Raw genomic sequence first — 24,325 nt, forward strand, 5'->3', positions numbered from 1 at the left:
TCCCTATCGTAGGATGCGCCTTGCGATCGGGTATCGGGTAAGGTCGCGCCTAGACGTTCAAACCAGCGCGGGAAAAACAGTTCCAATTCGAAAGGCGACAATCGTGCTCCGAGAAACAGCTTCCATCCTCATCGTTGGCGCCGGCCCGACGGGACTGACAGCGGCCTTGGAGCTTGCGCGGCGCGGCGTCCACCCTCGTATCATAGACAAGAAGGACGGCCCCACGCCGCTCAGCAAGGCCGTCGGCATCAGCGCGCATAGCCTGGACGTTCTCGAAGCCTCCGGGGTTAGCGGGAAGCTGCTCGCAAAGGGGCTCAAGGTCCGCCACGCGCATTTCCACACGGAGACGCGCGAGCTCGTCACAATCGACTTCTCGCTGCTGCCGCACCGCTACAATTTCCTGTTGTCGCTGCCGCAGCGCGATACGGAAAGGATCATGGCCGAGATGCTGGCGACATTCGGCATCGAGGTCGAATGGCGCACGCAACTGGTCGGCCTCACCCAGCAAGCCGACAAGGTCGAGGCTCGGATCACGCGAGGCGGCGAAGAGGAAAGGCACAGTTTCGACATCGCCTTCGGCGCCGACGGCGCCGACAGCTCGGTCCGCAAGGCCGTGGGCATCGAATTCGAGGGCTACACCCACAGGCGGCAATGGAGCATCACGGATGCGGAGATCGCATCCTGGCCTTACGAGCCGGGAGCGGCGCAGGCTTTCCTCAATCGCAGCGGCGACATCGGCTTCATCATACCGATCGGCGACAACCGCTTTCGCGCGGTCTCGAACACGCCCGATGCGCTGGCGCATGTCCCGGGCAATTATCGCGTATCGCAGGTGCTGCGCACCGATCGTTTCCACATTCCGGCAAAGCAGGCGTCACGCTACCAGACCGCCCGCGTCTTCCTCGGCGGCGATGCCGCGCATGTCCACTCGCCTCTTGGCGCCCGCGGCATGAATCTCGGCATCGAGGATGCCGCCTCCTTTGCCCGGCGTTTCGGCGACGGCACGCTGGCTGGATATACCGATGAACGCCGGCCGGTAGGGCATCGCTGGATCGAGCTCAGCGAACGCATTCTGTCGACAGCGCAGTCGACCAACAGCTTCGTCCAGACGTTCCGCAACCTCGTTATGTGGACAATCGGGACGGTTCCCGTCCTGCAGCGACCGCTGCTCGAGCGCGTCGCGGGTCTGAAGGAGTAGCAGGGCGCGCGGTCAACTGTCGTCTTTTGCGTTCTCCCAGGCAACGAGCAGAACACCGGCAAAGACGCAGACAAAGCCGATGAGGTGGCCTTGAACACCTCCTCGACCTTGGCCGAGGCGCCGCTCTTCGCGACGATCTTTCCGTCGGCGAGGTCGAATTCCTCGTTATGGGAACCCGCCAGCGGACCGCCCTCGTCGGTCGCGGCGGCATAGAGCTTGGTTCGGATAGCGTCGCAGGCCTTGAGCACCGCCGAACACACGCTGGCCGTGGAGATCGACCCGCCCGAAACCGGAGCCGGAGGCAGGCTGCTGTCGCCCATTTCAACGCAGGCGGCGACAGCAATTCGACCATCTCCGGGCCGATGGCCTCTATTGTCATCGAGGCCCAGCGCTCGTAGTAGCGCTTCCAAGTGCCGACGCCCTGCCCGGCCCTTGCCGCTGGGATGAAGCGGGTAAAGATCGTCTGGTCGGCCTTCTCTCGACCAGACTTACAATTCCCGGAAGCACCCTGGTGATCCAGGGCGTCGCCCATTCAGAGGGTTCGGCGAACAGTCTTTGCATATCCACGCAAACATGCGCGCAGTGCTTGCCAAGCGACCCGTAGCTCAATCCTTGAGCCGCCATCACAATGCCCGGCGGATTCGACCCCGCCGCGGTGAAGCCAAGTAGGAAAGCGCATATTTCGACGAGCCGGAGCGGCGCCTGAGATTCAAGATCTGATCCTCTGAACGTTTGGACAAACGCGTTGCCTTGATGCCCGTTCCCTCGGAAACCACATCTCGCGCCGAACGTTCAAACCGGATGAATACCATTGACCAGCCTCATCTCGACATGGAAGAGCGATGGTAGGGGCATCCGGCGTCGAGTTTCCCTTGCCCTTGAGCACGCAGCCAATGGAAGCGCGCACCGCGGAGGCATTGCCGTGGGACGATGGCCCCTGGCAGTACGAACCGAAATGGGATGGCTTCCGCTGCCTAGCCTTCAAAGACGGCAAAACCGTCGACCTCAGGGCAAAATCCGGCAAACCGCTTGGCCGCTATTTTCCTGAACTGATCGCGGCCCTGAGTGCGCTCACGGCAACCGAATTCGTTGCGGACGGCGAAATCGTGATCGAGGGGTATGCCTCTTTCGACGCGCTGCAGATGCGGCTTCATCCGGCGGAGAGTCGTATCCGCAAGCTCAGTCGGGAAACGCCCGCGCAACTGGTGCTCTTTGACATGCTCGCCGCCCCGGGCGGACAATCGCTGATCGAACTGCCCTTGCATGATCGGCGCGATGCAGCTGAAGATTTCGTTGCCAAGGCCCGGTCCAAGGCTTTGCGCCTCTCGCCTGCAACCACCAGCCTTGCGACAGCCGACAGATGGCTGAAGGACGCCGGCAGCGGTTCCGTGGACGGTGTCGTAGCCAAGCGGCTCAATGATCCCTACAGGCCCGGCGAACGCGCGATGGTGAAGGTAAAACGGCTGCGGACGGCCGACTGCGTAGTCGGCGGGTTCCGCTATCTGACCGGCACGAGGCAAGTCGGGTCGCTGCTGCTTGGCCTCTACAACGAAAACGGGCAGCTCGATCATGTCGGCTTCACCTCAACCATCGCCAACGATGAACGCACCGCTCTGACCGAGAGGCTCGAAGAGCTGCGTGGCGGACTAGGTTTTACCGGCAAGGCGCCGGGCGGGCCGAGCCGCTGGAGCACGGAGCGCAGCGGGAAATGGGAACCGGTGCGGCCGGAACTGGTCGTCGAGGTCCGCTTCGACCATGTTACCAGTAAGCGTTTCCGGCATGGCACCAGGCTGCTGCGCTGGCGGCCGGACAAAGCACCGCACCAATGCACTTTCGAGCAGATCGCGTAGCAGTGACTTTCCGGAACAATCCGCCGCCGGTGCGATTTCTGAAAGAAGCAGTCATTGGATATTGGAGAACGACATGGACCCCCGCAACAAGCAGCGATCCCAAAAACAGGAAGAAACTGAAGCGCCGACCATCGAACAGCAGGATTGGGATTCCTTCGAAGGCAACAAGGTGCTTCCCGACAGCGTCGTCACCGAGAACGGCCCGGATCTGCGCGAGGCCGAACAGGCCCTGCCCGAGGAGGATGATGACAACCCCGATCAGGAAAGCGACGAGGCCCTGCCCGACGACGAGGAGGAACGTGTGCTGTCGCGCAACCCGTCCAAGGAAGGCAGCCGCTTCGACGAGGTGTAGCTGACGGTCGGCCCGGCCGTGCCGATCCAAGCGCCTTCGCGCGGGTTGGCAGGTCATTGCGCGCGACCTGAATGCGGCTGACAGATTCGCCGGCACCGGAACATGTTGGACCCGGACGAGTTGAAGATCAAAGTCATAACAAGCCGAGCTCCACCATGAACCCGTCCACCACCGACCATGTTGAAATCCGCAAGTACAACCATCCAACCGGCGGATGGGGATCCCTCAAGTCGCTGATCCGCAAGGCGCGCGGCGAAGGTCTGCTGATGTCCGGCATCTGGAGCACGCTGCTCAAGCAGAACAAAGCCGATGGCTATATGTGCGTCTCTTGTTCGTGGGCGAAGCCCGCCGAGCCGCGGCCGTTCGAATTTTGCGAGAACGGCGCCAAGGCCACGATATGGGACCAGACGAAACGGCGCTGCGGCCCGGAGTTCTTCGCCGCGCATTCCGTCAACGAACTGCTCGACTGGCCTGATCACGATCTCGAAAAACAGGGTCGGCTGCTTGAGCCGATGCGTTACAACGAGGTCACCGACAAATATGAGCCAATAGCGTGGGAGACCGCGTTCCGCGACATCGGCGCGGAACTCAACAGGCTCGATCCTAAATCCGTCGTCTTCTACACCTCGGGCCGGGCCTCGCTCGAAGCCTCGTTCATGTATCAGCTGTTCGCGCGCATCTATGGCTCGGGCAATCTGCCGGACTCGTCCAACATGTGCCACGAGTCGACCTCGGTCGGCCTGCCCGAGTCGATCGGCTCGCCGGTCGGCACGGTCCAGCTGGAGGATTTCAGCCATTGCGACCTGATGTTCTTCTTCGGCCACAACACCGGCGTCACCGCGCCGCGACTGCTCCATCCGATCGAGGAAGCACGCCAGCGCGGCATACCTGTCATCACCTTCAACCCGCTACCGGAACGCGGCCTGAAGCGTTTTAAGAATCCACAGAACCCCGTCGAGATGCTTTCGCCTGGTGCGGGCACCAGGATGTCGAGCGACTTCTATCAGATTCGCGGTGGCGGCGACATTGCGGCCATAACCGGCATTGCGAAAGCAGTGCTGGCTCTTGATGACGCCGCGAAACAGACCGGCGCCCCGCGCGTCCTCGACGTCGCCTTCATCGAAGAACACACGCATGGCTTCGAGGAGTTCGAGGCCTATCTACGCCGCACGCCATGGCAAAGGATCGAAGCCCGATCCGGCATTGCGCGCGCCGATCTCGAACATGTCGCCGACGTCTATAGTAAAGCCTCGGCGGTCATCGGCAATTACGGCATGGGCCTGACGCAGCACCGGCACGGGACCGAGAACGTCCATATGCTCTGCAACCTGCTCCTGATGCGCGGCAACGTCGGCAAGAAAGGAGCCGGCGTCTCCCCGCTTCGCGGTCACTCCAACGTTCAGGGCCAGCGAACCGTCGGCATCTCGGAGAAGCCTGAATTGGTCCCGCTCGACAAGTTCGCCGAATTCTACAAGTTCGAGCCGCCGCGCGAGAAAGGACGCGACACTGTGGAAACATGCGAAGGCGTGATCGACGGGTCGGTGAAGGCCTTTATCGGACTGGGCGGAAATTTCGTGCGGGCCGTTCCCGAAACAGGGCTGGTCGAAGATGCGTGGCGGCACTTGAGATTGCATGTCCAGATCGCAACAAAGCTCAACCGCAGCCACCTGATACCGGGAGCCGTCACCTATTTGCTGCCTTGTCTCTCGCGGATCGAGAAGGACGTGCAGAAGAGCGGCGAGCAGCACGTCTCCATGGAGGATTCCACGGCCTGCATCCACGGCTCCTTCGGCTCCCGGCCGCCGGTCGGACCCAACCTGCTCTCCGAGCCGCGCATCGTCGCCGAGCTCGCGAAGGCGACGGTGGCGGCAAAGAGCTCGATACCATGGGATGAATGGGTGGCTGACTATTCGCGCGTGAGGGACGAGATCGAACGTTGCTACCCCGATCACTTCAAGGACTTCAACAAACGCTTCCTGGCGCCCGGCGGATTTCACCGAGACATAAAGGCCTCGAAGCGAGTGTGGCAGACACCGAACAAGAAGGCCAACTTCAAGCCGCCGACGATGCTGGAGACGGATCCGGATATCGACGTGTCGCGAGCGGACGTACTGACGCTGATCACCGTCCGTTCCAACGATCAGTTCAACACGACGATTTACGGCTATCGCGACCGGCTGCGCGGCATCGACGGAACACGCATGGTGCTAATGATGAACGAAGACGATATCCGGCGGATGGGCCTTAGCGACGGACAGGAGATCGATCTGGAATCCGCCGCGGGCGACAGTGTCGAGCGCCGTGTGCGCGGACTGCGGGTCATTCCCTATCCAATTCCGCGCGGTGACTGCGCCGGCTATTACCCTGAGCTTAATCCGCTCATTCCGCTATGGCACCGGGCCGAAAAGGCACATGTGCCGGCGGCAAAGTCGGTGCCGGTGCGCGTGGTGATGCCTGGATGACGCTGAAGCACTACACCTCCGGCCCGACCTGCGAGTTTGGTTTCTCTGGCAGAACCCATCTCCGCCGAGAGCGGTCTTTGCCAATCGAGCTGGGAAATTTCACGGAAACACGGGCCTAGTGGCAGGCCAGAACCTCAGAACTGCGTCGGGTCATCAGTGGCCCAGGTCAGGTGTTGGAATCAACACGATGCGATGCCGGCGGGACTTTCCATTCGCGCCACGTCACAGTTGCTTCGCAAGTTCCTTGGCCAGCCGTTTACGCTCCCGCGCCGAGACTATTTGGCGTGTTTCGACCGTCGCAGAACGCAAGCATGCCTTGCCGCGGGCGTGGACTATCTCAAACCGGCGTGAGGCTCCAATCAGAATATCTTCCGAACCGTACATTCCAATGATCGTAATTTCGAACTGGTGAATGCCGCGGCTTAAACTCGATTCTCCGAGGATCTTCTCGCCCGTCTTTTCATGCAGAGCGTATTCCAGAATGCCTTCGAAGCTTCCCATGTCGACGAGTTTTCCAGGACCAACCGGGCCTTGGCGCGTCATGTGCGTCCAGCCAGACGGCGTCTTGGAATTCCTGAGATCTTCGGCATCGGAGATGAATATACGATGATGGCCGGACGGCGTTTCCAGATCGGCGATGACGCTTTGAATGAAAACTGCTCCTTCGCTCATGTTGGTGACGAAGCACCGCGCCGACAGCTCCCGTCCTTCGCCCCAATTGATCAAGAGCTTCGGCGTTCTTCGACGCTGGTGGCTTCGCCAGAAGATGTGCAGATAAACGGACCAAATCGCCAGCATGCCTATACTGGCAAAAGCCGAGATCAAGGTCGCCTTATTCGCCAACCATTGGTACATCCGTTGCCTCGTGCATTCTGATGTCGAATAGAACGTCGCCAGATTTGTTCCATGCAGCGGCTCGGCCGCTCCGCTGCCGACTTGCTGAATTGGTGCGGCGCAAGGTCGGCAGATGCCCAGGGTTACAGCTGGCGGCAACGAGGAGGCGATAGGCGGCCGCCAAAGCGACGCACGTTTGGCCCGTGCTCGGATGACAAAGAAATATAGGCCTATCATCCCCTTGCATGGCAGGCCTCCGTAGTCAGCCTAGATGAGAACCAAGACGATTTTATAGGTATTGGGATCGACGATGACGATCCGGCCGTCGGCGAGCACGAAATATTCGTAGCCTTCATAGGCCGGGACGATCTTGACGATCTTTGACGGCAGACGGTGCAGGTGGATTTTTTGCCGAGGAACCTCCACACCGACTGAGATGTCGAAATCGACGTTGGAAACCGGCTCAACCTTGGTTTCCTTGATCACATTGGTGATTTGGGTTTTCTGTTCAACAGTGACGTTGTTGATCGAAGCGGTCTTGCCTTGATCCTGCTCGTTGGAGCCCGGGCCTGGTTGGTTGTCGTGCCAATCTTGCCCTGAGCCTGCTCATTGGTTTGTGTCTGGCTATTGCCCTGGGCCTGATTGGTTGTCGTGCCGGTCTTGCCCTGAGCCTGCTCATTGGTCTGCGTCTGTGCCTTGCCCTGAGCGTCCCTTCGCCAGCTAGAACCTCAGCTAAAAGGAATTGTTCCGAGCGAGATTAGGTCGGAAACATGGTCTTGAACGAGACATCGCCGTGGCCGGCGATGGGTCCGTCGCTGATCAATGCCAAGATGTTCGGCGGGATCGGCGAGAGCCAATCGAACAATGCTCCTGTTCACGCAGCGCCGTCCCTTTGAAAACGATTTGCGGCGCGTGGCGCTTTGGGGGTGAAAGCACGCCATCCTCAAGCCCAAACGGCTGCGATTGGAACAAAGCCGTGAGACGGTTGTTCGGCTTCAATCCATCGAGCAAAGGAGCTTGAAGCCATGAACATCCGGATACTTCTTGGGGTGCTAGGCATCGCCGCGGCGCCGCTCGCCTTTCCGGCGGTTGCCGCCGACAACGCGCAGACCTTTGTCAACAAGGCAGCCATCGGCGGGATGTTCGAGGTGGATTCAAGCAGGATCGCGCAGGACAGAGCCAAGGACCAGCAGGTCAAGAATTTTGCCGAGAAGATGATTGCCGACCACGGCGCGGCGAATGAGAAGCTTAAAAAGATCGCCGGCGAGCAGAAGCTGGAGGTGCCCGCTCAACCCGACGCCCCGCATAAGAGCGATCTGGAAAAGCTGCAGAACACCACGAAGGGATTTGACCAGCCTTACGTCGAGATGCAGCGCGGCGCGCACGCCGATGCGGTGGACCTCTTCCAATCATACGCAAAGGACGGCGACAATCCCAGTTTGAAGGCATTCGCAGCGGAGACTTTGCCGACACTGAAGATGCATCAGGATATGATCGAGAAAATCGCAGCGGCCAACGCAGGCATGCCGGCGATCAAGTCGGCTTCCACGCCTAAACCGCCTGCCCCCGTTCCTGGCGCCAACAGCTTCACTGAAACCCAGGCAAAAAACCACATTGAGGACGCCGGCTACACGGATGTCTCTTCACTCGCCAAGGACAGCCAGGGCATCTGGCGCGGCCAGGCGAAGAAAGACGGAAAGAGCACCTCCGTCGCACTCGACTATCAAGGCAATGTCTTTGCCGACGAACAGTGATCACCAATAGGAGTCATCAAGATGCAAACCATTGCCGCGTTATTCGACGATTACGACGATGCCGCCGATGCCGTGGGCGAGTTGGAGGCCATGGGCGTGCCACCATCCGACCTCAGCGTCATCGCCAACAATGCTGATGGCCGGCATCCCTCTCCTGCTGCCGAGGACGCAGCCAGCGGCGCCGGGATAGGTGCTGTGGTGGGTGGCGCGGGAGGCTTGGCGACTGGTCTCGGCGCCATGGCGATACCCGGTGTCGGCCCGGTCGTGGCGGCTGGTTGGCTGGCGGCGACCGCCGCGGGCGCGGCCGCCGGCGCAGTGGTGGGCGGGGCCGCCGGCGGCATCATCGGCGCCTTGACGGACGGCGGCGTGTCGGAGAACGACGCCAATGTCTATGCGGAAGGGGTTCGCCGCGGCGGCACGCTGGTCACCGCTCGCGTCGATGACGATCTTGCTCCGCAAGTCGAAGGGATCCTTCGCGATTCCAGATCAGTGAACGTCGCCGAGCGGCGGAACGAATACGAAGCAGGCGGCTGGACCGGCTTCGATCCCGCGGTTTCCCGAGCCGAGGACGTCGATCGCGGTACCGTGCGCCGCGATCGATGACTATCGCATCGCCTCAATCGCGAAAGATCGACCGCCAGCGCAGCGAATGAGGAAGCCGGCGTGAGACGAGTGCTGTTGCCGCTGATACTGACTGTGGTTGTTCTGTTGGCTTGCTACTGGGTGTCCGTCTACGTCGAAAAAGGCTGGCCGACGGCGCCGGTGAAGCGGACGCCGGAGCAGAACTAGGGCGGAAACGCGCCCCAGGACACATCTCCGGCGGCCGGCATAAAAAAGATCCGCAAGACAGCAACAAGATGCCGGGCAATCAGTGATCGAGGCCTCTCGGGGGCGCCCTGGTTCACCTAAAGCGCGTCGCGTCGGAACGGATTCATGCGACGCGGTCGTTTGCTTGATGCATGTCGTTGTCGCAAAACCGAGGTCACTTTTGCGCGACATGCATTAGTCGCGATCGACGAATTTGTTGAAGCGGCTGGTGGCGCCATCGGCCGTCATGTCCTGATGCAGGAACGCCAAATTATTGGTGTCCATTATCCTGAAGAACTCTTCCCATTCGATGGGCTGCAGTTCCTCGTCAGCTTCGCCGAAATCCACGCGCAAGATGGCGCCCTTAGCAACGGCCGGCCGCCCTTCCCGCGCCTCGATCCATGCCCGGATAACCTCATGGTTTGTGGTTTTCAGTGCGTCGCTCACATCGGTCTCCTTGATTGCCGACTCGCTCACCATGCCTTGAGAGAGTAACCAGGCCTGGGCTTTCTTGTTCCTGAGCTTGCGTTCCCTCGATCAAACGAGAATCCCGAGAAACAGTACCGGAGGGCCATCCTCCGGACCGCCGCTCAGATAGGCGATCCGCAGAAGCGATGTATCGCAAAAGTTCCACTCCGATCTCTACTTCCGCCCAACCTTGATGAAGGCGGCTTTGTTCCCCAGTTCGGACTCTTTGCCATTTGAAGGAACCAACCGCGGCGCTGCCGGTTCGGAAGGCATTCAGTGGAGCCTCATCATGCCAAATGCAGCGGAAATTCTCATCGATACTTTGATTGCCTGGAACGTTGAGGTCGTGTTCGGTCTGCCCGGCGACGGCATCAACGGCATCATGGAGGCTTTGCGGAAAAACCAGGACAAAATTTCCTTTATCCAGGTGCGTCATGAGGAGTCCGCCGCATTCATGGCCTGCGCCTATGCCAAATGGACGGGAAGGCTCGGCGTGTGCCTCGCGACATCAGGACCTGGCGGCGCCCACCTTCTGACGGGGCTCTACGACGCCAAGCTCGATCAGGCTCCGGTGCTCGCGATTACCGGAATGCAGTTCCACGATCTGATCGAGACGTTCACCCAGCAGGATGTCGATTTGACCCGCGTGTTCAACGACGTCGCGGTCTACAACGTGCAGGTCTCGGACGCGGCGCATATGGAGAACGTGGCAAGCCTTGCCTGCCGCACCGCGCTGGCCCGCAAGGGCGTCGCCCATCTTTCGATAGCCAGCGATATCCAGGAGCAGCCTTCCGACGCGGCCGAGCGCTCCAAGCGCAACCGTCCCGCGCATACGCCGCAGGACATGTTCGTCCCTCACTGCGTTGCCGAGGATGAGGAGTTGGACAAGGCGGCCGCCATCCTGAACGGCGCCAAGCGCGTGGCGATCCTGGCGGGGCGCGGCGCGATCGGTGCCTCGGCCGAGCTCGAGCAAACCGCGGAGTTGCTTGAAGCTCCAATTATCAAGGCGCTGCTCGGCAAGGCGGTGCTTCCGGACGACCATCCCTACACCACCGGTGGCATTGGCATCCTGGGGACCCTGCCGTCGCAGGAAGCGATGGAAACTTGCGACGCCGTCCTGATCGTCGGCTCGACCTTCCCCTACATCGAATACTACCCAAAGCCGGGGCAGGCGCGCGGCGTTCAGATAGATTGCGACGCGCAGCGCATCGGCTTGCGCTTCCCCGTCGAGGCGGGTCTCGTCGGCGAGGCGGCGGAGACGCTTCGGGCGCTCAATCGTCGCCTCAAAAGGAAGGCCGACCACGCATTCCTCGCCGCGGCGCAGACCTCGATGCGGGAATGGCGAGAGATGATGCGCCAATCGGAAGACGGCCATGCCCATCCACTCAAACCGCAACTCGTTGCCCGGGCGTTTGGCGAACGCCTGGCCGATAATGCCATATTGGCCACCGACTCCGGTCAAAACACCGAAATGGCGGCGCGCCATGTCGACCTCCGCCGGGGCCAGGCCTTCGGCGTTTCAGGCGCGCTGGCTTCGATGGCCTGCGGACTGAGCTACGCGATCGCCGCCGGCATTGCGTTTCCCGGCCGGCCGATCGCGGCGATTGTCGGTGATGGCGGGTTTGCCATGCAACTCGGCGAGTTCTCGACGGCCGTGCGTTATGGCATTCCGCTGAAGCTGCTGGTCGTCAAGAACAACATGCTGAACCAGATCGCCTGGGAGCAGATGATGTTCCTCGGCAATCCGCAATTCGGCTGCGAACTGCAGCCGATCGATTTTGCCAAGGCCGCCGAGGCTATGGGCGGCAAAGGCTTCAGCATCGAGCGGGCCGACGAGGTGGAGCGTGTTCTCGACGAAGCCTTTGCCGCCGATGGGGCGGTCGTCATCGAGGCGCTTGTCGATGCCTATGAGCCGATGATGCCGCCGAAGATGCCATCAGATTATGCCAAGAATTTCCGCAACGCGCTGCCCCAGACTCCGGGGCACGAGCGGATCGCGCAGAACGTCGCGCGCGAGCCGGCCAAGACCATGATGGACGCCGAGGGATGACGCGGCCGCAGGCCCGCTGTTCCGCCGTCCGGGGCCGGCGGGATCAATCCACGGCAGAAGGTGCGGACGAGCAAGTAATGCTCAGGTAGTTGCTCTGGCCGCCGTCTTCGTAGCCGTTCAGGTGCATCTGCGGCAGACCTCCTTCATAACTGCAACACTCATGGCGGCAGCGCGCCGGATGATGGAGCTACGTTTCGCAGGGCCTGCGTTCAGCGTCCCGATCCTTCACGCAGGCGTCCGATTCGCGATCACTCTTTGGGCGCCTTCGCGTCCCTGGAGCGCTCAATCGGGTTGCCGGCTCCGGAGTTTTCCTCCGTGTCAGGGCAGAGTGTCGCTCGCCCCGGGGGATTCTGACCCTCGGATTGGTGCGTCTTGTCTTCCACCTCACCTTGTTTTCGGGTGAGCCCAAATCGACCGTGAGGCTTCTCGTTGTTCGCTGCGGCTTGTGAGAACTGGTCCGAGGGATCCGGGCCGGTGTTGGCCGGATATTTCCTGGCGCCGGTCTCGCGGCGGTTCTTTTCTTCGCTCATGGCTTATCTCTCGTTTCTCTCGTTGGCCTGTTGGATAACCGGAGAGTCGGAAGAGCGTTCCCCAAGGCGCGACAAGGCCGACCGGTCCAGACTCAATGGAACAAATCACCGGACTGCCGATTGGGCGCGTGTAGGTGTCGGCTCCGCGCGAAGAGGCAGCAGCCATGGACAGGGAAGAACGCATCAGACGCAGCGCCCACGAAATCCGGGAGCGGGAGCGGCGGCCGGAAGGGCGGGAACAGGAGCACTGGGATCAGGCAGTCCAGGTGATCGAATCTGAAGGCTCGCAGGCCGAACGGGGTCTAGTCGCGCCGGCAGTCGGCACCGCCTCGGATCCAGACACAAACAAGTCGGGTGGCTAGGAGCCTCAGCGGAAGGACTTCCGATGTCGCGAACCTTTGCATGGATTGCAATCGCAGTAATCGTCCTTCTATTGATCGCCGTCTGGGTTTGGGCGGGTCGAGACTCGAGGCGCCCGCTCGGTCAGCAGCCTGCGCCTCACGCGATCGATCAGAGCGGCTGAGACAGGCCTCAACGCGCAACGGCTCACTCACCGCGTGGCCGTCTCACCTCCTTTGTTTCGCCGGGCCTTAGGAGGAACCAGCCGGCCGGAATTGGCTCGCAAGCCCCTGAAAAACTCCTCTACATAAGGCAGCAGCTCGAACAGCAGGATCACGCTCATCACAGTTGCAACGTACCCGACAGGCAGCTGCTGCTCCTTCCAGGCGAGGCCAAAGCGAGCACTCTCAGGCCCAAATCCGAACAGTGCCAGGAACTGGCCCCAGTGCAATGAAACCACGCTGACAAGCCCCATCAGCGGAATCATTTCAAGGAAACTGTGGACGTGCTGTTCGATCGGGCTCACGGTACGCGCGGTGGTCGCATAGCGCACGTCCCATATGGCGGTCGCCTCGTGGATGAGAAAAACGATCATCATCACGGAAATGACCAAGGCGTTAACCTCCAGGAACATCGCCGCGAGCAAAGGAATGCCGACTTCGGCGAACATCAGCAGATGGATCAGCGATTCCTTTGCTCCGGTCGTCGATTCGATGTGCGTGGCACGATGGCAGAGCCAGTCGGCAAATCCGGCGACCAGCCAGACAGGCAGTACGAAGTACATCAGAACCAGCACCATCGGATCGTTCAGCATTGCAACGCTCTCCGGCACCGAACCGTTGTGGTTTTCATGGGATTCTCACGCGAGCTGCATTTGTACCCAACGTCCTGCGGGTCCGAACTGCGCGCCGGACTAATGGTTCCGAACGGCACAATCCTGATGTCCAAACGCAACCGGCTTTGGAACGACTTCTCCCTCACCACGTTCTACAAACAATTTTCCGATGGCATGGTTCTGCGAGACGCTCCCCACGGTAAACCCACTGGTAAAAGATTTGCAGTAGCAGTCTCTCTTTCGGGAATAGGAGTAACGGAAACTCTGTGCAGGCCGGGCTTTGGCTGGCTGCATCGGGCGTAGCAATGCGAAGGCACGTACATTCTCCAAGACTGCTATGAACTGAACGAGGGACCGCTCTGTGCCAGACTTGACAGGTGTTCGCTTACTGATCGTCGAAGACGAGTGGCTGTTGGCCGACGATCTGGCAAAATTCTTCGGCGACATGGGTGCTGTTATCCTCGGCCCCGTAGCAACGGTAGAGCGAGCCGAACGCCACACGCAGGCTGCCGAAGCCGCCATTCTGGACATAGACCTCAAGGGTCGGCGGGTGTTCCCGATTGCAGACGAACTGATGCGTCGCAACGTACCGTTCGTGTTCTTCAGCGGTTATCAGGACATAGCCATCCCGGAACATCTGAGACACGCCAGCAGCCTTTCCAAATCAGCGTCCAGGACCGCCGTGTTCGACGCTTTGTTCGCTCCGCAATCTACCCGATCAGGAGCCAAGTCGAAGGGAACCGGTTCAGACGATGTTCTTGGCCTTCTGCCAAAGCTGAGGCTTGCGGCGCGGCTGCTGCTTGGCGACGTAAGTGCTTCGGACCGGCTGGTCGAACGCACGCTGGAGAGGGCCCTCGACGAGGTCGAATCGAAGCCGACGGGACAGGCGACCGCCGATTGGCTGACTGGCATTATGGCCAAGATCGCCCGTTCAAGCGGATCAAGTTTGCTGCATTGACGTCCGTCCGAGCACTACCGGCGACTATCGCGACAGTCGCCGCCCAAAGCCCCGTTCGGTCAGTGCATGAAGCGACTTCTCAGCCAGGCAAGGAACCGATTGCCGGTGATGATCCGGCGGACGCGTCCAGCAGCCCAACTGGCCTGCATGGTTGCGCCGGCATGGCAGCTGCAGACGATTTCGTGCAATTCCCAATCGGAGAGTTCAAAGAAGCGCCTGGCTTCCCCATAGGTGTCGGACTGCAATCCCGAGGCCCTGAGCAGCGGATCCTCGAAGGCGACTGTGAGTGGCGATCCTGGCGCCCGCGCCTCTTCTCGCATGGCTGGATAGAGATGTTCGGTGCCGGTGAGCGCGGCGAGACAGCGCAACGGATTCTTGTCGAGCAGTTCTGCCCACCTCTCTATCTTTTCAGCTTTTGTCTCGAGCGGCACGAGCGGATTGATATCCGCGATCGCGTGCAATTGATCGAGCGTTTGGTGTTTCATGATTGGCTCCCGTCCATTGTTGTCCGACCGGTTCATACCGGGCAAGTCGGCAAGGCCCGTCGAAGCGACCGGGGCGCGGGCCGATCAGGATTGCCCACCGATCTTGGGCAGGTGCCAATCGACGGCGCCTGCACAATATCGAACTGACAGTCGTCAGCAATGTTCCGGAGGAAGATGGAATTCGTGTATCGGGCTGCGCCGCCGCCAGAAGGTGGAGTATCGGCTCCTACAGTGCGGCGCGTTTCTCGATGATCTGGTTTGCGAGCTTGACCAGATCCGGGATCGCAGCCGGCTTCGACAGGTATGGCGCATCGTGAAAGACAGGCGCCTGGAACGCAGGATCATAACCTGAATGCACTATGAAAGGCACATTCAGTGCCTTAAGCCGGCTGGCGGCAACACCGCGCTGCCCGTCCAGCAACTGAATATCGATGACGGCCACATCCGGCCTGTTGTCGGCCAACCAGGTTTCGGCCGCATGCTCAGAGGCTACACAGGCTACTCGGAACCCATTTTGCTTCAGTCCGTCTGCAACGTCCGAAGCGACCAGATATTCGTCTTCTACGATCAGTGCCAATGGCGCCTTCATATTCGCCTCCCGGCGTCCACCTGCGGACCTAACAAAACGCCGGCCGGCCGGTTCCATCATGAAGGGAGGCGGAGGACTGCTCCCGACTCAACGAGCGAGTGGGGGCCGCGAAGATTGCCTGACGTCTTGTTCAATTCTTCCGGGCCCGGAACTTGAGGGTCGCTCGGGGAAGCGAAGCACGCCCTTTTGCGACGCTTCATCCACATTGCCGACCGGATGGGGGCCGGCCTGGACCAGGCCGTCACCTTGGGCTTGGCCGAGCACGACCACGCCAGGCGCACCCAAAATAAGGTGTGATCTGAGCAGACGGGCAAGCTTGGGGTGCAGCCCGTCGCCTCTAGGTGCCGCCAATGTATCCAGCGGGAGTAAGGGATTCATCACATGCCCTTTCTTTGGCTGTGCAGCCTGCGGCCGCCGTCGTGGAATAGTGAAGATTAAAGGCGCACCTATTGGAATTGTTCCGGCTGCCCTCACGATCGTCACCCGCAATACCGGACGGAATAACCGAAAATGCGCTACCGAACGGCGCGTTGTTCTTCACCTCCAGCATATCCATCTGGAACAGCAAGGCCCGACAGATGTTTTGTTGCGAAGGAGTTGCCCGATGACCTTACCTGACGAGCGGACCCCTGCCGAGGACCGGGGCGAAATCCAGGCAGGCACAACTCAAGACAAGACACCCGGGTTCGATCCAGCGGCCGCGCCGCAGGAGACGGACGCCGAGGCGGGGAGTTCCGCGAATTCAGCCCGCCCCGCTGTCCGGCATGAACCAAATTTCACCAACCAGGCGAGCTTCGCCAACGCAATGCGGCGTCCAGAGAACGCGCCCGACCTTCAGCCGACCAGGACGGGACCTGTGCTGGTGATTGCGGCGTTCGTGGTCCTGGCGGCAGCCGTGCTGCTGCTTGCCGCACTGCTGCGATAGTTGCCGGCGCACCACAAGTTTATAGCGGAAGGAGGCTATTTCGATGCCAAACCTAAGAAGGCTTCTTCGCCGTCTGTGGCCACGGAAAATTCAACCAGCGGCCGATCCATCACCGGTCGATGCGATCGTGCGGGTGTTGCGTGAAGCCAAGGATCAGGATTCGCGCGGCCAGAAGGGATAGAGTTTCATACGTATAAATGTCGCGCCTGCACCACCGGGCTGGCTGCACGCTCGACATGCGCCGGACCAAGTTGGTGTTTTGCGCTGTATTGCTTGACCATCATCGTTCCAGGAAATGGCCCAAGGCTCTCAGCGACGACAGCCGATCGGAAATGATCTTGAGCATAGCCAGTAGCGGGAACGCCAAAAGCGCCCCCGGCGCTCCCCACATCCAAAACCAGAATATCAGGGACAGGACGACAAGAACGGGATTCAAGGTAAAGCGGCGCGCCAGAAGGAGGGGGGTGACCGTCTCTCCTTCGATGAGATGAATCAGGAAATACAGCCCCGGCGGAAGAAGCGCCCACCACAGACTATCAAACCCAAGCAGCCCCACCAGCAGAAAAATACCGACCCCGAGGAGAGGACCCAAAAAGGGAACGAAATTAAGCAGAAACGCAGTCGTGCCCCACAACAGTACGTCTCCGATCCCGCACAGATACATGGCTGCTGCGGTGGCCAATCCGACCAGAGCGTTCATGAGTGTTATCGTCAGCAGATAAATGGATATGTCACTTTCGATCCGTTGGAAAATCTCGACGGCCTGTCGTTTGTCGCCGAAATCCGGCAGTATCTCGACGAGGCGCCGAAGGAACGTGTCACCCGACAACAGGAGAAAATAGAGAACCAGGACCGTCGTGAGCAGTCCGTCCAGAACGGCCTTGGTGCCGGCGAACAATGTCCCGGCAAGACCGAGATCGCTGCGTACCGCTACCATGGTGTGCCCCTGCGGAGGCGCGTTTGCGACTTCCTCAGCAACTTCCAGCGCGCCTTGCAACTTGTGCACCGGGCCGCTTAGCACCATCAAATGCGCTTCCAATCTTGGCACGCCCTGGGGCAGTTTTTGAGCCCACGTCGCCGCGGGCTCGGACAGGGCGGCCACAAGGCCGACCAATATCCCAACCACCAGGGCGATCGGCAAAATCGCTCCCAGTGCCCTCGGCACGAAAAAGCGTTCCAGCAGGCTGACAGCGGGTTGCAGGAGCAACTTGAGCACGACCGCAAGCACGAGCGGAAGCACTATGGCGCTCGCTGCAAAGGAGGCGGCAAGGATTGCCAGGAGGAAGAGCCCGCCTGTGAAGAATGTCACAAGGCGCAGGCGCGACGACTGGCTTGCGTGCGAGCTGTCACTCGGTTCGCGGACGGGGTCAGTCATGCCTGTAAGAGCCGGCGACGATTGTTCGAGCCCGGTGCGTCCGTTCGGCGCTGAAATCTTTGCCCGCATGTCCGGTGTTGAGGCGTTCCTCCGTGATCCGCTGTTGCTGCTCGTGGGTGGCCTTGGCTGTTTACGACTCCGATCGTTTCTTGAGCACGATCAGGATCACCACACCGCGCACAAAACCGGCAAATGGCACTGATGTTCCCTGTTGGAACCAAGAAACGGTGGGCTTCGGAACAACCGGCCCCCGGGTCAGTTGGATACGGCTCCAATGACCGAAATTGATTTGGAACGACCCGTGGCCGTACGGAAAATCGACAAGGACAGACATGAGCGCACATCCCTTGTGGCGCGCGAACTGCTTGAAGCGGAACGCCTGGCGCGCCAGGCGAAGACGGCCCGGCTGCGCGAACAGCGCCTGGCTGGGACGCCGGCGGGCAAACCGCCGCCGTCCGCCGCGAATCTTAAGCCGCCGTCACGGAAGAGAACGAAAAATCATGGATGTTAGCTGGCGCTTGGGTCAGTTCGACGATGCCGTAACTGACCGCACAAATCGGGCGGCGTTTCAGCCAGGCCTGGTCGTCTTGCCAAGATGCATCGGCGTGGCCTGCCTATGTGCCTGTCTTGTCACTTTGTCGGCCCCGCTGGCATCCTGATTGCCGGCTTGCCTCAGCGCCTTCGCCGCCTGGGTCAAGGCAACCCGGTCACTGCCATGTTGCGCGATGAGCCGCTTCACCTGTTCTGTGGTGACCCCATTCTGGCGCGCGAAATGCTCGATCTCGTGTTCTTCAACCACCGCCAGCGTATCTCGAATTTTACCTGCGCTCTTGGTCATCTTGAATCCTCCTCGAAGGGCGTCGATGATGAACGAACGCCATCCAGCGATAATCGTTGCCTTGGATTCCTGACGACCCAGCTAGGTGGCGTCTGTCCGCGGGTGATCACCAGAATCGGCCGCCAATGCTGTGTGGCAGGTTGGACGCCGAGCGATTCAAGGCAGGTGCAGCGGTCTTGCGCCGGATCAGGCCAGCCACGCGCCAGCGAGTGTCACCGATCGTCACGAGAAGGAATTCTCACTCCCCGGCGGCTGGATCCCGCAATCCAATCTCGGTCTCGTCATACATGTGCTCGTGGATGATGCCTAGGATTTGCAGCCTCACCTCCTCGCGCGCCTCCGGCTGGATGAATGGCATAAGGAGATCTACCGTCTCGTTGACTCGCTGCGGCAGATCGGCTCCCGGGTCGCTCAAGTAATTGCCATGCGCATAGATGTTCTCGGCCAGCTTTTTGTTCAGATCGGAAAACAGTCCCATGGCGGCCACTCCGCTTTTCCGCCCGGAACGGCTGAATGCTCAAAATAGTTCCATCCCACGGCGGCCGCCTCTGGCCAATATCTCGAAGCTTGAATGTCCCGGCCCAATTTGGGCGACAGACGACCGGCCGTGAGGTCCGCAACGTCAACACGCTTGCAAAGCTATGGCAGCGATGCCGGCGCGAGCTCAACCCTTCCGGCTGCGCTCGACGAACTTGTTGAAGCGGCTGGTTCCTCCGCTGCCGGGCTCGTCCTGGTGGAGGAAGGCAAGATCGTTCTCCTCGAATATCCGGAAGAACTCCTCCCACTCGACCGGTTCAAATGCCTCCTCCGGCTCACCGAAGTCGATGCGCAATATGCCGCCCTCGCCCTTCGTACGGATCACCGCGGGACGGCCGTCCCTCTCCTCTACCCATTTGCGGATTTCATCGTGGTTGGTGGTCGTCTTCGCCTCGGACATGGCTTTCCCTTTCTCGCTGCGGAACCGATGCGGTTCTAACAGCACGCAAAGGGCAATGTTCCAAGCAAGGCAGCCTGGCATCCAACTCGCAGCATCCGGAACGGCGGCGAGGAACTTTGTTGAAGCAGGGAACAAACCTTTTGTCCCGCAGTTCGGAAGCCCAACGTCAAATCCGCAAGGAGTTCTCGTGAAACGTGTACTGGTTACAGGGGGCTGCGGTTTCATTGGCCGGCATGTCGCCCAGGAACTCGTCGAACATGGTTATGAAGTGCGCATCCTGGACGTGCTCCTCGACCAGGTGCACGGCGGCGAAACCGTGAGCATCCCAGCTGAATCCGAGCTGATAAAGGGCGATGTGCGTGACCGAGGCGCAGTATCCGAAGCGGTCTCGCACATCGACGCCGTCATCCACCTCGCCGCCGAGGTCGGCGTCGGCCAATCCATGTACGAAATCACCCGCTACGTCGGCACGAACGATCTCGGCACGGCGACCCTGCTCGAGGCGTTGATCAAGAAGCCCCTCGAACGGATTGTCGTCGCTTCGTCGATGAGCATCTACGGCGAAGGGCTCTACGAGACACCGGATGGACGGCGCATCAACGGTGCCCGCCGCAGCCCGGTCGACGTCAGGGCCGGCCAGTGGGACCTGCTGTCGGCCGCGGGCGAAATGCTAGTGCCTGTGCCCACCGACGAGGAGAAGCGGCCCGACCTCGCCTCGATCTACGCGCTGACCAAATATGCGCAGGAGCGCGCGGTGCTGATCTTCGGCCAGGCCTACGATCTGGATGCGGTAGCGCTGCGGCTGTTCAACGTCTTCGGCGCCGGACAGGCGCTCGCCAATCCTTACACCGGCGTGCTCGCCAACTTCGCCTCGCGCCTTGCCAACGGCAAACGGCCGATGATCTTCGAGGACGGCAACCAAAAGCGCGACTTCGTCCATGTGCGCGACGTGGCTCGCGCTTTCCGGCTGGCCCTGGAGCAGCGCCCGGCCGCCGGCCACGCCATCAATATCGGCAGCGGGCGATCCTACACGATCAGCGAAGTCGCCCGCCTGCTTGCCGAGGCGATGGGCGTTCCGAAGCGTCCCCCCGAGATCCTCGGCAAGGCGCGCTCGGGCGACATCCGCAATTGCTTCGCCGACATCGCCAAGGCGCGCGAGCTGCTCGGCTTCGAACCCAGCCATCTGCTGGAGAACTCGCTCGGCGAATTCGCAGCCTGGGTTCGCAACAGCGTCGCCGTCGATCGTGGTGCCGACATGAAGCGCGAGCTTGAAGAGCGAGGGCTGGTGTCATGAGACAACCTCATCGCGATCATCGCAATCGACCTGCAGCGATTGTCGGCGGCAGCGGCTTCATTGGCTCCAATCTCGCCGACAGCTTGTTGTCGGATGGCGAGCCGGTGCTGGTCATCGACAATCTCAGCCGTCCCGGCGTCGAACAGAACCTCCAATGGCTGGCGCAAAAACACGGCAGCCATCTCAGTGTGGAAACTGTCGACATACGCGACCAGAGTAGCCTGGTTTCGGCGTTGGCGCCGGCCAAGGCGATCTTCCATCTGGCTGCGCAGACGGCCGTGACCACCAGCCTGCGCGATCCCACGGAAGACCTCGACATCAATCTCAAGGGCACGTTCAACGTGCTCGAAGCGGCACGTCTGGCGAGCGTGCCGGTGGTCTTTGCCAGCACCAACAAGGTCTACGGCAGCTTGCCCCAGGTCGCGGTGCGGGAAGCGGACGATCGCTACGAGCCCAGCGACGAAGCCATCCGCGCCAACGGCGTGGACGAAACGATCGGGTTGAATTTCTGCACGCCCTATGGCTGCTCGAAGGGCGCGGCGGACCAGTATGTCCTTGACTACGCCAAGTCCTACGGCCTGCCGACCGCGGTGCTGCGCATGAGTTGCATCTACGGACCGCGCCAGTTCGGCACCGAGGATCAGGGCTGGGTCGCGCATTTCCTGCTGAGCGCGCTCAGCGGCCGTCCCATCACCGTCTACGGTGACGGCAAGCAGGTGCGCGACATCCTGCATGTGTCCGATGCGGTTGCCGCTTATCGCGGCTTGTTGGCCAGGATCGAAGATCTCAAGGGGCAGGCCTTCAATCTCGGCGGCGGACCGCGCAATGCGGTCAGCCTGCGAACGCTGCTGTCGGAGATCGCCGCCATAACCGGCCGCGACGTTGCGCTTCGCCATGATCTGCAACGCACCGGCGATCAGCCTTTCTTCGTCGCCGATACCCGCAAGATAGAGGACGCTCTCGGCTGGCGCGCGCATGTCCCGTGGCGCGAAGGTGTCCGCGATCTCGCCGGCTGGCTGCTGCGGCACCGTCTCCAGCCAGCTCCCGAAGCAGCGAGGTACGTCGCATGAAAATCGCACTGGTCAACCCGCACTGGACATACGAACACAGCATCTACTTCGGTTGCCGCCAACCGCACCTGCCGCTGGAGCTTGGTTACGCCAAAGCCCTGCTGGAAGCGGACGGTCACGCCGTGCTGATGCTGGACGGGCAACTGCAGGATCTCGACAACGCCGCGCTTGCCAAGCACGTAGCGGCGTTCGAGCCGGATATGACGGTGGTGACGACCGCGCCGACTTACCTCTTCTGGCGCTGCGCGCAGCCGGAGCTGCGGGTACCGGCAGAATTCCTGAAGCATCTCGCCGGGCGCGGCGGCCGCACCGTGGCTGTCGGGCCGCACGGCTCGGCGACGCCCGCCCCTACCCTGCGCAAGCTTGGCGTCGACATCGTCGTGCGCGGCGAATGCGAGGAAGTGGTGGCGGAGCTTGCCCGTCAAAGCGACTGGAGCGCCGTTTCGCACACGGCTCGGCTTGAAGACGACGAATTGATCTCAAACGGCGGAGTGCATGTCAGCGGCTTCGTCGACCACCCAGCGCTCCATTGGCCGTCGGACTGGATCGCGGCCCATGCGCACCATCATCACCGGTTCGACGCGAACCAGATAGGTGCCGGCGCGGAAGTGGAGGCGTCCCGGGGCTGCCCCTATAATTGCAGCTTCTGCGCGAAGATCGATTTCCGCGATGCGTACCGGCGCAGGAACCATGACGCCGTCGTTGCCGAGATCGACGGCCTGATCGCGCAGGGCGTCGGCTATGTGTATTTTATCGACGAGATCTTCCTGCCGCAGAAAGCGCTGCTTGAGGGGTTGATCGAGCGCGACGTCCAATTCGGCGTCCAGACGCGGATCGATCTCTGGAAACCGGAGCTGCTGGAATTGCTGGGCGAAGCCGGCTGCGTCTCGATCGAAGCCGGCCTCGAAAGCCTGACCGTCGAAGGCCGCGAGATGCTGGCCAAGCGCTGCCGACTTGGGACCGAGGAATTGGCCGCGCTGCTGGTCAATGCCCGCCGTCATGTCCCTTTCGTCCAAGCCAATCTGATCGGCGTGGTCGAGGACGATCCGGCGCTGGTGGACTATTGGCGCAAGCACCTCATCGACAACGGCGTCTGGGCCAACGAGCCGGTGCCGCTCTATCCTTATCCAAGTTCGCCCAGCTACCGCGAGCTGTGGGGAGAACCCGACGATTTCGCTTGGGAGCGTGCGCATGAGCACTACCTCGCCTCGTTCCAGGCATTCAGCGACATCCAGGACCAGCGTCCACGCGCGCTTGCCGAGTTGGAGTGCTCATGCTGCAATCATTGACCTATCGCCCGAGACGTATCCTGATGACCACCGATGCCGTCGGCGGGGTCTGGCGCTATTCGCTCGATCTGGCGCGCGAGCTTGCGACCGGCGGCGACAGCATCATGCTGGCGGGTCTCGGGCCTCCGCCTTCGGCGGAGCAGGTCAGGGAGGCGCAATCGTTCACCACGCTCGAATGGCTTGAAAGCCCGCCTGACTGGATGACACGCGACGAGAACGATCTCGAGCAGTTTCCTGGCGAGCTGAAGGCCCTTGCGACCGCTTATGGCGCCGATCTCGTCCACCTCAACGCACCTACGCAAGCGGCGAAGCTCGATCTGCCTTGCCCTATCGTCGCGGTCTCGCATTCCTGCATCGTGACATGGCAGCATGCGGTGCGCGGCCAAGCCGTGGCGGGCGATTGGGCCTGGCAGAAAGATCGCAACAGGGCTGGGTTCGATCGCGCCGGGGTAGTCGTCGCGCCGAGTCGAAGCCACGCCGACATGCTTGAGACCTGCTACGGGCCGATCGCGCGGTTGAGCGTCGTCCACAACGGCGCCTTGCCCGGCCCGCTTGCGTCGCGCCGCGAGTCGTTCGTCCTCGCAGCCGCTCGCTGGTGGGACGATGGCAAGAACGCGGCGGTGCTGGATGCCGCGGCTGCGATCGCCGAATGGCCGGTCTATGCCGCCGGCCCGCTCGAAGGAGCGGCTGGACAAAGGGCTTGTCTCGATCATTGCGTCTCGCTCGGCTCGATCGGCCACGCCGAGGCACGTCAGCTTATGGCCAGGGCCAGTATTTTCGTTTCAACGTCAATCTACGAGCCCTTCGGACTTGCAGCTTTGGAGGCCGCGCTCTCGGGCACGCCATTAGTGCTCGCCGACATTGCAACCTATCGCGAGATATGGGACGGCGCGGCCATCTTCTTCGACGCACGTGATCCGCACGCGCTTGCAGAATGCATCGCCCGCCTCGCCCGCGACGCGGATTTGCGGCGCCAACTCAGCCGGCGCGGCGCTCGGCGTGCGCGCAGATATTCATTGCAGGCGCAGTCGGCGGCGATGCGCGAAATCTACGATCAGGCGGCGATGGCCGTGGCGGGGCATTGAT

The 24,325-nt window shown here is 61.3% G+C and carries 28 protein-coding genes and 2 pseudogenes; 17 read left to right on the forward strand and 13 right to left on the reverse strand.

Going from position 1 to position 24,325, the window contains the following annotated elements:
- Window positions 1–103: 103 nt before the first annotated feature.
- Window positions 104–1,198, forward strand: coding sequence for an FAD-dependent oxidoreductase (locus MESOP_RS32060; protein ID WP_013897148.1), 1,095 nt, complete (start codon window positions 104–106; stop codon window positions 1,196–1,198).
- A gap of 137 nt (window positions 1,199–1,335) precedes the next feature.
- Here the strand turns inward: MESOP_RS32060 and MESOP_RS35455 are convergent.
- Both MESOP_RS35455 and MESOP_RS36500 read right to left on the reverse strand, forming a co-directional pair.
- Window positions 1,336–1,518: pseudogene (locus MESOP_RS35455) on the reverse strand (hypothetical protein); the annotation flags it as partial.
- A gap of 11 nt (window positions 1,519–1,529) precedes the next feature.
- Window positions 1,530–1,822 (reverse strand): annotated as a pseudogene (locus MESOP_RS36500) (cysteine hydrolase family protein); the annotation flags it as partial.
- 218 nt (window positions 1,823–2,040) lie between these two features.
- Between MESOP_RS36500 and MESOP_RS32065 the strand changes: the two are divergent.
- The 3 genes from MESOP_RS32065 to MESOP_RS32075 all read left to right on the forward strand — a co-directional run bounded on the left by MESOP_RS32065 (window position 2,041) and on the right by MESOP_RS32075 (window position 5,862).
- Window positions 2,041–3,048 (forward strand): ATP-dependent DNA ligase, encoded by a 1,008-nt coding sequence (locus MESOP_RS32065; protein ID WP_013897150.1) that lies wholly within the window; start codon window positions 2,041–2,043, stop codon window positions 3,046–3,048.
- A 73-nt stretch (window positions 3,049–3,121) separates the two neighbouring features.
- Entirely contained in the window at window positions 3,122–3,400 is a 279-nt protein-coding gene (locus MESOP_RS32070) for a hypothetical protein (RefSeq protein WP_013897151.1), read from the forward strand.
- A gap of 155 nt (window positions 3,401–3,555) precedes the next feature.
- Window positions 3,556–5,862: an FdhF/YdeP family oxidoreductase gene (locus tag MESOP_RS32075; protein ID WP_013897152.1), complete on the forward strand. Its 2,307-nt coding sequence runs from the start codon at window positions 3,556–3,558 to the stop codon at window positions 5,860–5,862.
- Window positions 5,863–6,084: 222 nt separating this feature from the next.
- Here MESOP_RS32075 and MESOP_RS32080 read toward each other — a convergent pair whose 3' ends face one another.
- Both MESOP_RS32080 and MESOP_RS36715 read right to left on the reverse strand, forming a co-directional pair.
- On the reverse strand, window positions 6,085–6,717 hold the full coding sequence (locus tag MESOP_RS32080) for a hypothetical protein (RefSeq protein ID WP_013897153.1): 633 nt from the start codon (window positions 6,715–6,717) through the stop codon (window positions 6,085–6,087).
- 246 nt (window positions 6,718–6,963) lie between these two features.
- Complete coding sequence (locus tag MESOP_RS36715; RefSeq protein ID WP_342447418.1) at window positions 6,964–7,182, reverse strand: DUF1236 domain-containing protein; 219 nt, start codon at window positions 7,180–7,182, stop codon at window positions 6,964–6,966.
- Between the two features lie 539 nt (window positions 7,183–7,721).
- On the opposite strand from MESOP_RS36715, the gene MESOP_RS32090 reads away from it, so the two are divergent.
- Genes MESOP_RS32090 through MESOP_RS36650 form a run of 3 tightly spaced genes read left to right on the forward strand, consistent with a single transcriptional unit; the run spans window position 7,722 to window position 9,239 of the window.
- Window positions 7,722–8,450 carry a DUF4142 domain-containing protein gene (locus MESOP_RS32090; protein WP_013897155.1) on the forward strand — a complete coding sequence of 243 codons (729 nt, stop codon included), beginning with the start codon at window positions 7,722–7,724 and terminating at the stop codon, window positions 8,448–8,450.
- Window positions 8,451–8,471: 21 nt separating this feature from the next.
- Complete coding sequence (locus MESOP_RS32095; RefSeq protein WP_013897156.1) at window positions 8,472–9,053, forward strand: hypothetical protein; 582 nt, start codon at window positions 8,472–8,474, stop codon at window positions 9,051–9,053.
- Between the two features lie 60 nt (window positions 9,054–9,113).
- Window positions 9,114–9,239 carry a hypothetical protein gene (locus tag MESOP_RS36650; protein ID WP_280739549.1) on the forward strand — a complete coding sequence of 42 codons (126 nt, stop codon included), beginning with the start codon at window positions 9,114–9,116 and terminating at the stop codon, window positions 9,237–9,239.
- 213 nt (window positions 9,240–9,452) lie between these two features.
- Here MESOP_RS36650 and MESOP_RS32100 read toward each other — a convergent pair whose 3' ends face one another.
- A complete protein-coding gene (locus MESOP_RS32100; RefSeq protein ID WP_041165141.1) occupies window positions 9,453–9,704 on the reverse strand; it encodes a hypothetical protein in 252 nt (83 codons plus the stop codon).
- A gap of 310 nt (window positions 9,705–10,014) precedes the next feature.
- Here MESOP_RS32100 and MESOP_RS32105 point away from each other — a divergent pair, with 310 nt between their 5' ends.
- Entirely contained in the window at window positions 10,015–11,775 is a 1,761-nt protein-coding gene (locus MESOP_RS32105) for a thiamine pyrophosphate-dependent enzyme (protein WP_013897158.1), read from the forward strand.
- Window positions 11,776–12,023: 248 nt separating this feature from the next.
- Here MESOP_RS32105 and MESOP_RS32110 read toward each other — a convergent pair whose 3' ends face one another.
- Window positions 12,024–12,305, reverse strand: a complete 282-nt coding sequence (locus MESOP_RS32110; RefSeq protein WP_013897159.1) for a hypothetical protein — start codon at window positions 12,303–12,305, stop codon at window positions 12,024–12,026.
- Window positions 12,306–12,469: 164 nt separating this feature from the next.
- Between MESOP_RS32110 and MESOP_RS32115 the strand changes: the two genes are divergently transcribed.
- Window positions 12,470–12,667, forward strand: a complete 198-nt coding sequence (locus tag MESOP_RS32115) for a DUF2934 domain-containing protein (protein WP_013897160.1) — start codon at window positions 12,470–12,472, stop codon at window positions 12,665–12,667.
- A gap of 188 nt (window positions 12,668–12,855) precedes the next feature.
- On the opposite strand, the gene MESOP_RS32120 is transcribed toward MESOP_RS32115, so the two are convergent.
- The gene (locus tag MESOP_RS32120) at window positions 12,856–13,458 is read right to left on the reverse strand and encodes a hypothetical protein (RefSeq protein ID WP_013897161.1); all 603 of its coding nucleotides are present in this window, start codon (window positions 13,456–13,458) and stop codon (window positions 12,856–12,858) included.
- A gap of 433 nt (window positions 13,459–13,891) precedes the next feature.
- On the opposite strand from MESOP_RS32120, the gene MESOP_RS32125 reads away from it, so the two are divergent.
- A complete protein-coding gene (locus tag MESOP_RS32125) occupies window positions 13,892–14,437 on the forward strand; it encodes a response regulator (protein WP_245265032.1) in 546 nt (181 codons plus the stop codon).
- 59 nt (window positions 14,438–14,496) lie between these two features.
- Here MESOP_RS32125 and MESOP_RS32130 read toward each other — a convergent pair whose 3' ends face one another.
- Window positions 14,497–14,922, reverse strand: a complete 426-nt coding sequence (locus MESOP_RS32130) for a hypothetical protein (protein WP_013897163.1) — start codon at window positions 14,920–14,922, stop codon at window positions 14,497–14,499.
- Between the two features lie 226 nt (window positions 14,923–15,148).
- Window positions 15,149–15,511: a response regulator gene (locus MESOP_RS32135; protein ID WP_013897164.1), complete on the reverse strand. Its 363-nt coding sequence runs from the start codon at window positions 15,509–15,511 to the stop codon at window positions 15,149–15,151.
- A gap of 427 nt (window positions 15,512–15,938) precedes the next feature.
- On the opposite strand from MESOP_RS32135, the gene MESOP_RS36510 reads away from it, so the two are divergent.
- A complete protein-coding gene (locus MESOP_RS36510; RefSeq protein ID WP_245265033.1) occupies window positions 15,939–16,436 on the forward strand; it encodes a hypothetical protein in 498 nt (165 codons plus the stop codon).
- Between the two features lie 280 nt (window positions 16,437–16,716).
- On the opposite strand, the gene MESOP_RS32145 is transcribed toward MESOP_RS36510, so the two are convergent.
- On the reverse strand, window positions 16,717–17,811 hold the full coding sequence (locus MESOP_RS32145; RefSeq protein ID WP_013897166.1) for an AI-2E family transporter: 1,095 nt from the start codon (window positions 17,809–17,811) through the stop codon (window positions 16,717–16,719).
- Between MESOP_RS32145 and MESOP_RS35940 the strand changes: the two genes are divergently transcribed.
- Window positions 17,810–18,013, forward strand: coding sequence for a hypothetical protein (locus tag MESOP_RS35940; RefSeq protein WP_167313532.1), 204 nt, complete (start codon window positions 17,810–17,812; stop codon window positions 18,011–18,013). The genes MESOP_RS32145 and MESOP_RS35940 overlap by 2 nt on opposite strands.
- 72 nt (window positions 18,014–18,085) lie before the next feature.
- On the forward strand, window positions 18,086–18,322 hold the full coding sequence (locus MESOP_RS35465) for a hypothetical protein (protein WP_150111250.1): 237 nt from the start codon (window positions 18,086–18,088) through the stop codon (window positions 18,320–18,322).
- Between the two features lie 57 nt (window positions 18,323–18,379).
- Here the strand turns inward: MESOP_RS35465 and MESOP_RS32150 are convergent, their stop codons facing one another.
- The 3 genes from MESOP_RS32150 to MESOP_RS32160 form a co-directional block, all read right to left on the reverse strand.
- Window positions 18,380–18,649: a death domain-containing protein gene (locus MESOP_RS32150; protein WP_013897168.1), complete on the reverse strand. Its 270-nt coding sequence runs from the start codon at window positions 18,647–18,649 to the stop codon at window positions 18,380–18,382.
- Between the two features lie 238 nt (window positions 18,650–18,887).
- Window positions 18,888–19,127 (reverse strand): hypothetical protein, encoded by a 240-nt coding sequence (locus MESOP_RS32155; RefSeq protein ID WP_013897169.1) that lies wholly within the window; start codon window positions 19,125–19,127, stop codon window positions 18,888–18,890.
- Between the two features lie 186 nt (window positions 19,128–19,313).
- Complete coding sequence (locus tag MESOP_RS32160) at window positions 19,314–19,586, reverse strand: hypothetical protein (RefSeq protein ID WP_013897170.1); 273 nt, start codon at window positions 19,584–19,586, stop codon at window positions 19,314–19,316.
- Between the two features lie 187 nt (window positions 19,587–19,773).
- Here MESOP_RS32160 and MESOP_RS32165 point away from each other — a divergent pair, with 187 nt between their 5' ends.
- The 4 genes from MESOP_RS32165 to MESOP_RS32180 are packed head-to-tail and all read left to right on the forward strand — an operon-like array spanning window position 19,774 to window position 24,324.
- The gene (locus MESOP_RS32165; protein ID WP_013897171.1) at window positions 19,774–20,880 is read left to right on the forward strand and encodes an NAD-dependent epimerase/dehydratase family protein; all 1,107 of its coding nucleotides are present in this window, start codon (window positions 19,774–19,776) and stop codon (window positions 20,878–20,880) included.
- A complete protein-coding gene (locus MESOP_RS32170; RefSeq protein ID WP_013897172.1) occupies window positions 20,877–21,950 on the forward strand; it encodes an NAD-dependent epimerase/dehydratase family protein in 1,074 nt (357 codons plus the stop codon). The genes MESOP_RS32165 and MESOP_RS32170 overlap by 4 nt, the downstream gene beginning before the upstream one ends.
- Entirely contained in the window at window positions 21,947–23,239 is a 1,293-nt protein-coding gene (locus tag MESOP_RS32175; protein ID WP_013897173.1) for a TIGR04295 family B12-binding domain-containing radical SAM protein, read from the forward strand. The genes MESOP_RS32170 and MESOP_RS32175 overlap by 4 nt, the downstream gene beginning before the upstream one ends.
- Entirely contained in the window at window positions 23,224–24,324 is a 1,101-nt protein-coding gene (locus tag MESOP_RS32180) for a glycosyltransferase family 4 protein (RefSeq protein WP_013897174.1), read from the forward strand. Before MESOP_RS32175 ends, MESOP_RS32180 begins: the two co-directional genes overlap by 16 nt.
- Window position 24,325 lies beyond the last annotated feature (1 nt).

Source organism: Mesorhizobium opportunistum WSM2075 (assembly GCF_000176035.2).
GTDB lineage: Bacteria > Pseudomonadota > Alphaproteobacteria > Rhizobiales > Rhizobiaceae > Mesorhizobium > Mesorhizobium opportunistum.

Coding starts and splice junctions, on each gene's coding strand:
- MESOP_RS32065 (WP_013897150.1), top strand. CDS start 2,041: ATGGTAGGGGCATCCGGCGTCGAGTTTCCCTTGCCCTTGAGCACGCAG.
- MESOP_RS32155 (WP_013897169.1), bottom strand. CDS start 19,127: ATGGGACTGTTTTCCGATCTGAACAAAAAGCTGGCCGAGAACATCTAT.
- MESOP_RS32110 (WP_013897159.1), bottom strand. CDS start 12,305: ATGAGCGAAGAAAAGAACCGCCGCGAGACCGGCGCCAGGAAATATCCG.
- MESOP_RS32175 (WP_013897173.1), top strand. CDS start 21,947: ATGAAAATCGCACTGGTCAACCCGCACTGGACATACGAACACAGCATC.
- MESOP_RS32115 (WP_013897160.1), top strand. CDS start 12,470: ATGGACAGGGAAGAACGCATCAGACGCAGCGCCCACGAAATCCGGGAG.
- MESOP_RS32090 (WP_013897155.1), top strand. CDS start 7,722: ATGAACATCCGGATACTTCTTGGGGTGCTAGGCATCGCCGCGGCGCCG.
- MESOP_RS32180 (WP_013897174.1), top strand. CDS start 23,224: ATGCTGCAATCATTGACCTATCGCCCGAGACGTATCCTGATGACCACC.
- MESOP_RS32160 (WP_013897170.1), bottom strand. CDS start 19,586: ATGTCCGAGGCGAAGACGACCACCAACCACGATGAAATCCGCAAATGG.
- MESOP_RS35940 (WP_167313532.1), top strand. CDS start 17,810: ATGCCTGTAAGAGCCGGCGACGATTGTTCGAGCCCGGTGCGTCCGTTC.
- MESOP_RS32130 (WP_013897163.1), bottom strand. CDS start 14,922: ATGAAACACCAAACGCTCGATCAATTGCACGCGATCGCGGATATCAAT.
- MESOP_RS32145 (WP_013897166.1), bottom strand. CDS start 17,811: ATGACTGACCCCGTCCGCGAACCGAGTGACAGCTCGCACGCAAGCCAG.
- MESOP_RS32105 (WP_013897158.1), top strand. CDS start 10,015: ATGCCAAATGCAGCGGAAATTCTCATCGATACTTTGATTGCCTGGAAC.
- MESOP_RS32170 (WP_013897172.1), top strand. CDS start 20,877: ATGAGACAACCTCATCGCGATCATCGCAATCGACCTGCAGCGATTGTC.
- MESOP_RS35465 (WP_150111250.1), top strand. CDS start 18,086: ATGACCGAAATTGATTTGGAACGACCCGTGGCCGTACGGAAAATCGAC.
- MESOP_RS32080 (WP_013897153.1), bottom strand. CDS start 6,717: ATGTACCAATGGTTGGCGAATAAGGCGACCTTGATCTCGGCTTTTGCC.
- MESOP_RS32095 (WP_013897156.1), top strand. CDS start 8,472: ATGCAAACCATTGCCGCGTTATTCGACGATTACGACGATGCCGCCGAT.
- MESOP_RS32150 (WP_013897168.1), bottom strand. CDS start 18,649: ATGACCAAGAGCGCAGGTAAAATTCGAGATACGCTGGCGGTGGTTGAA.
- MESOP_RS32075 (WP_013897152.1), top strand. CDS start 3,556: ATGAACCCGTCCACCACCGACCATGTTGAAATCCGCAAGTACAACCAT.
- MESOP_RS32120 (WP_013897161.1), bottom strand. CDS start 13,458: ATGCTGAACGATCCGATGGTGCTGGTTCTGATGTACTTCGTACTGCCT.
- MESOP_RS32070 (WP_013897151.1), top strand. CDS start 3,122: ATGGACCCCCGCAACAAGCAGCGATCCCAAAAACAGGAAGAAACTGAA.
- MESOP_RS32135 (WP_013897164.1), bottom strand. CDS start 15,511: ATGAAGGCGCCATTGGCACTGATCGTAGAAGACGAATATCTGGTCGCT.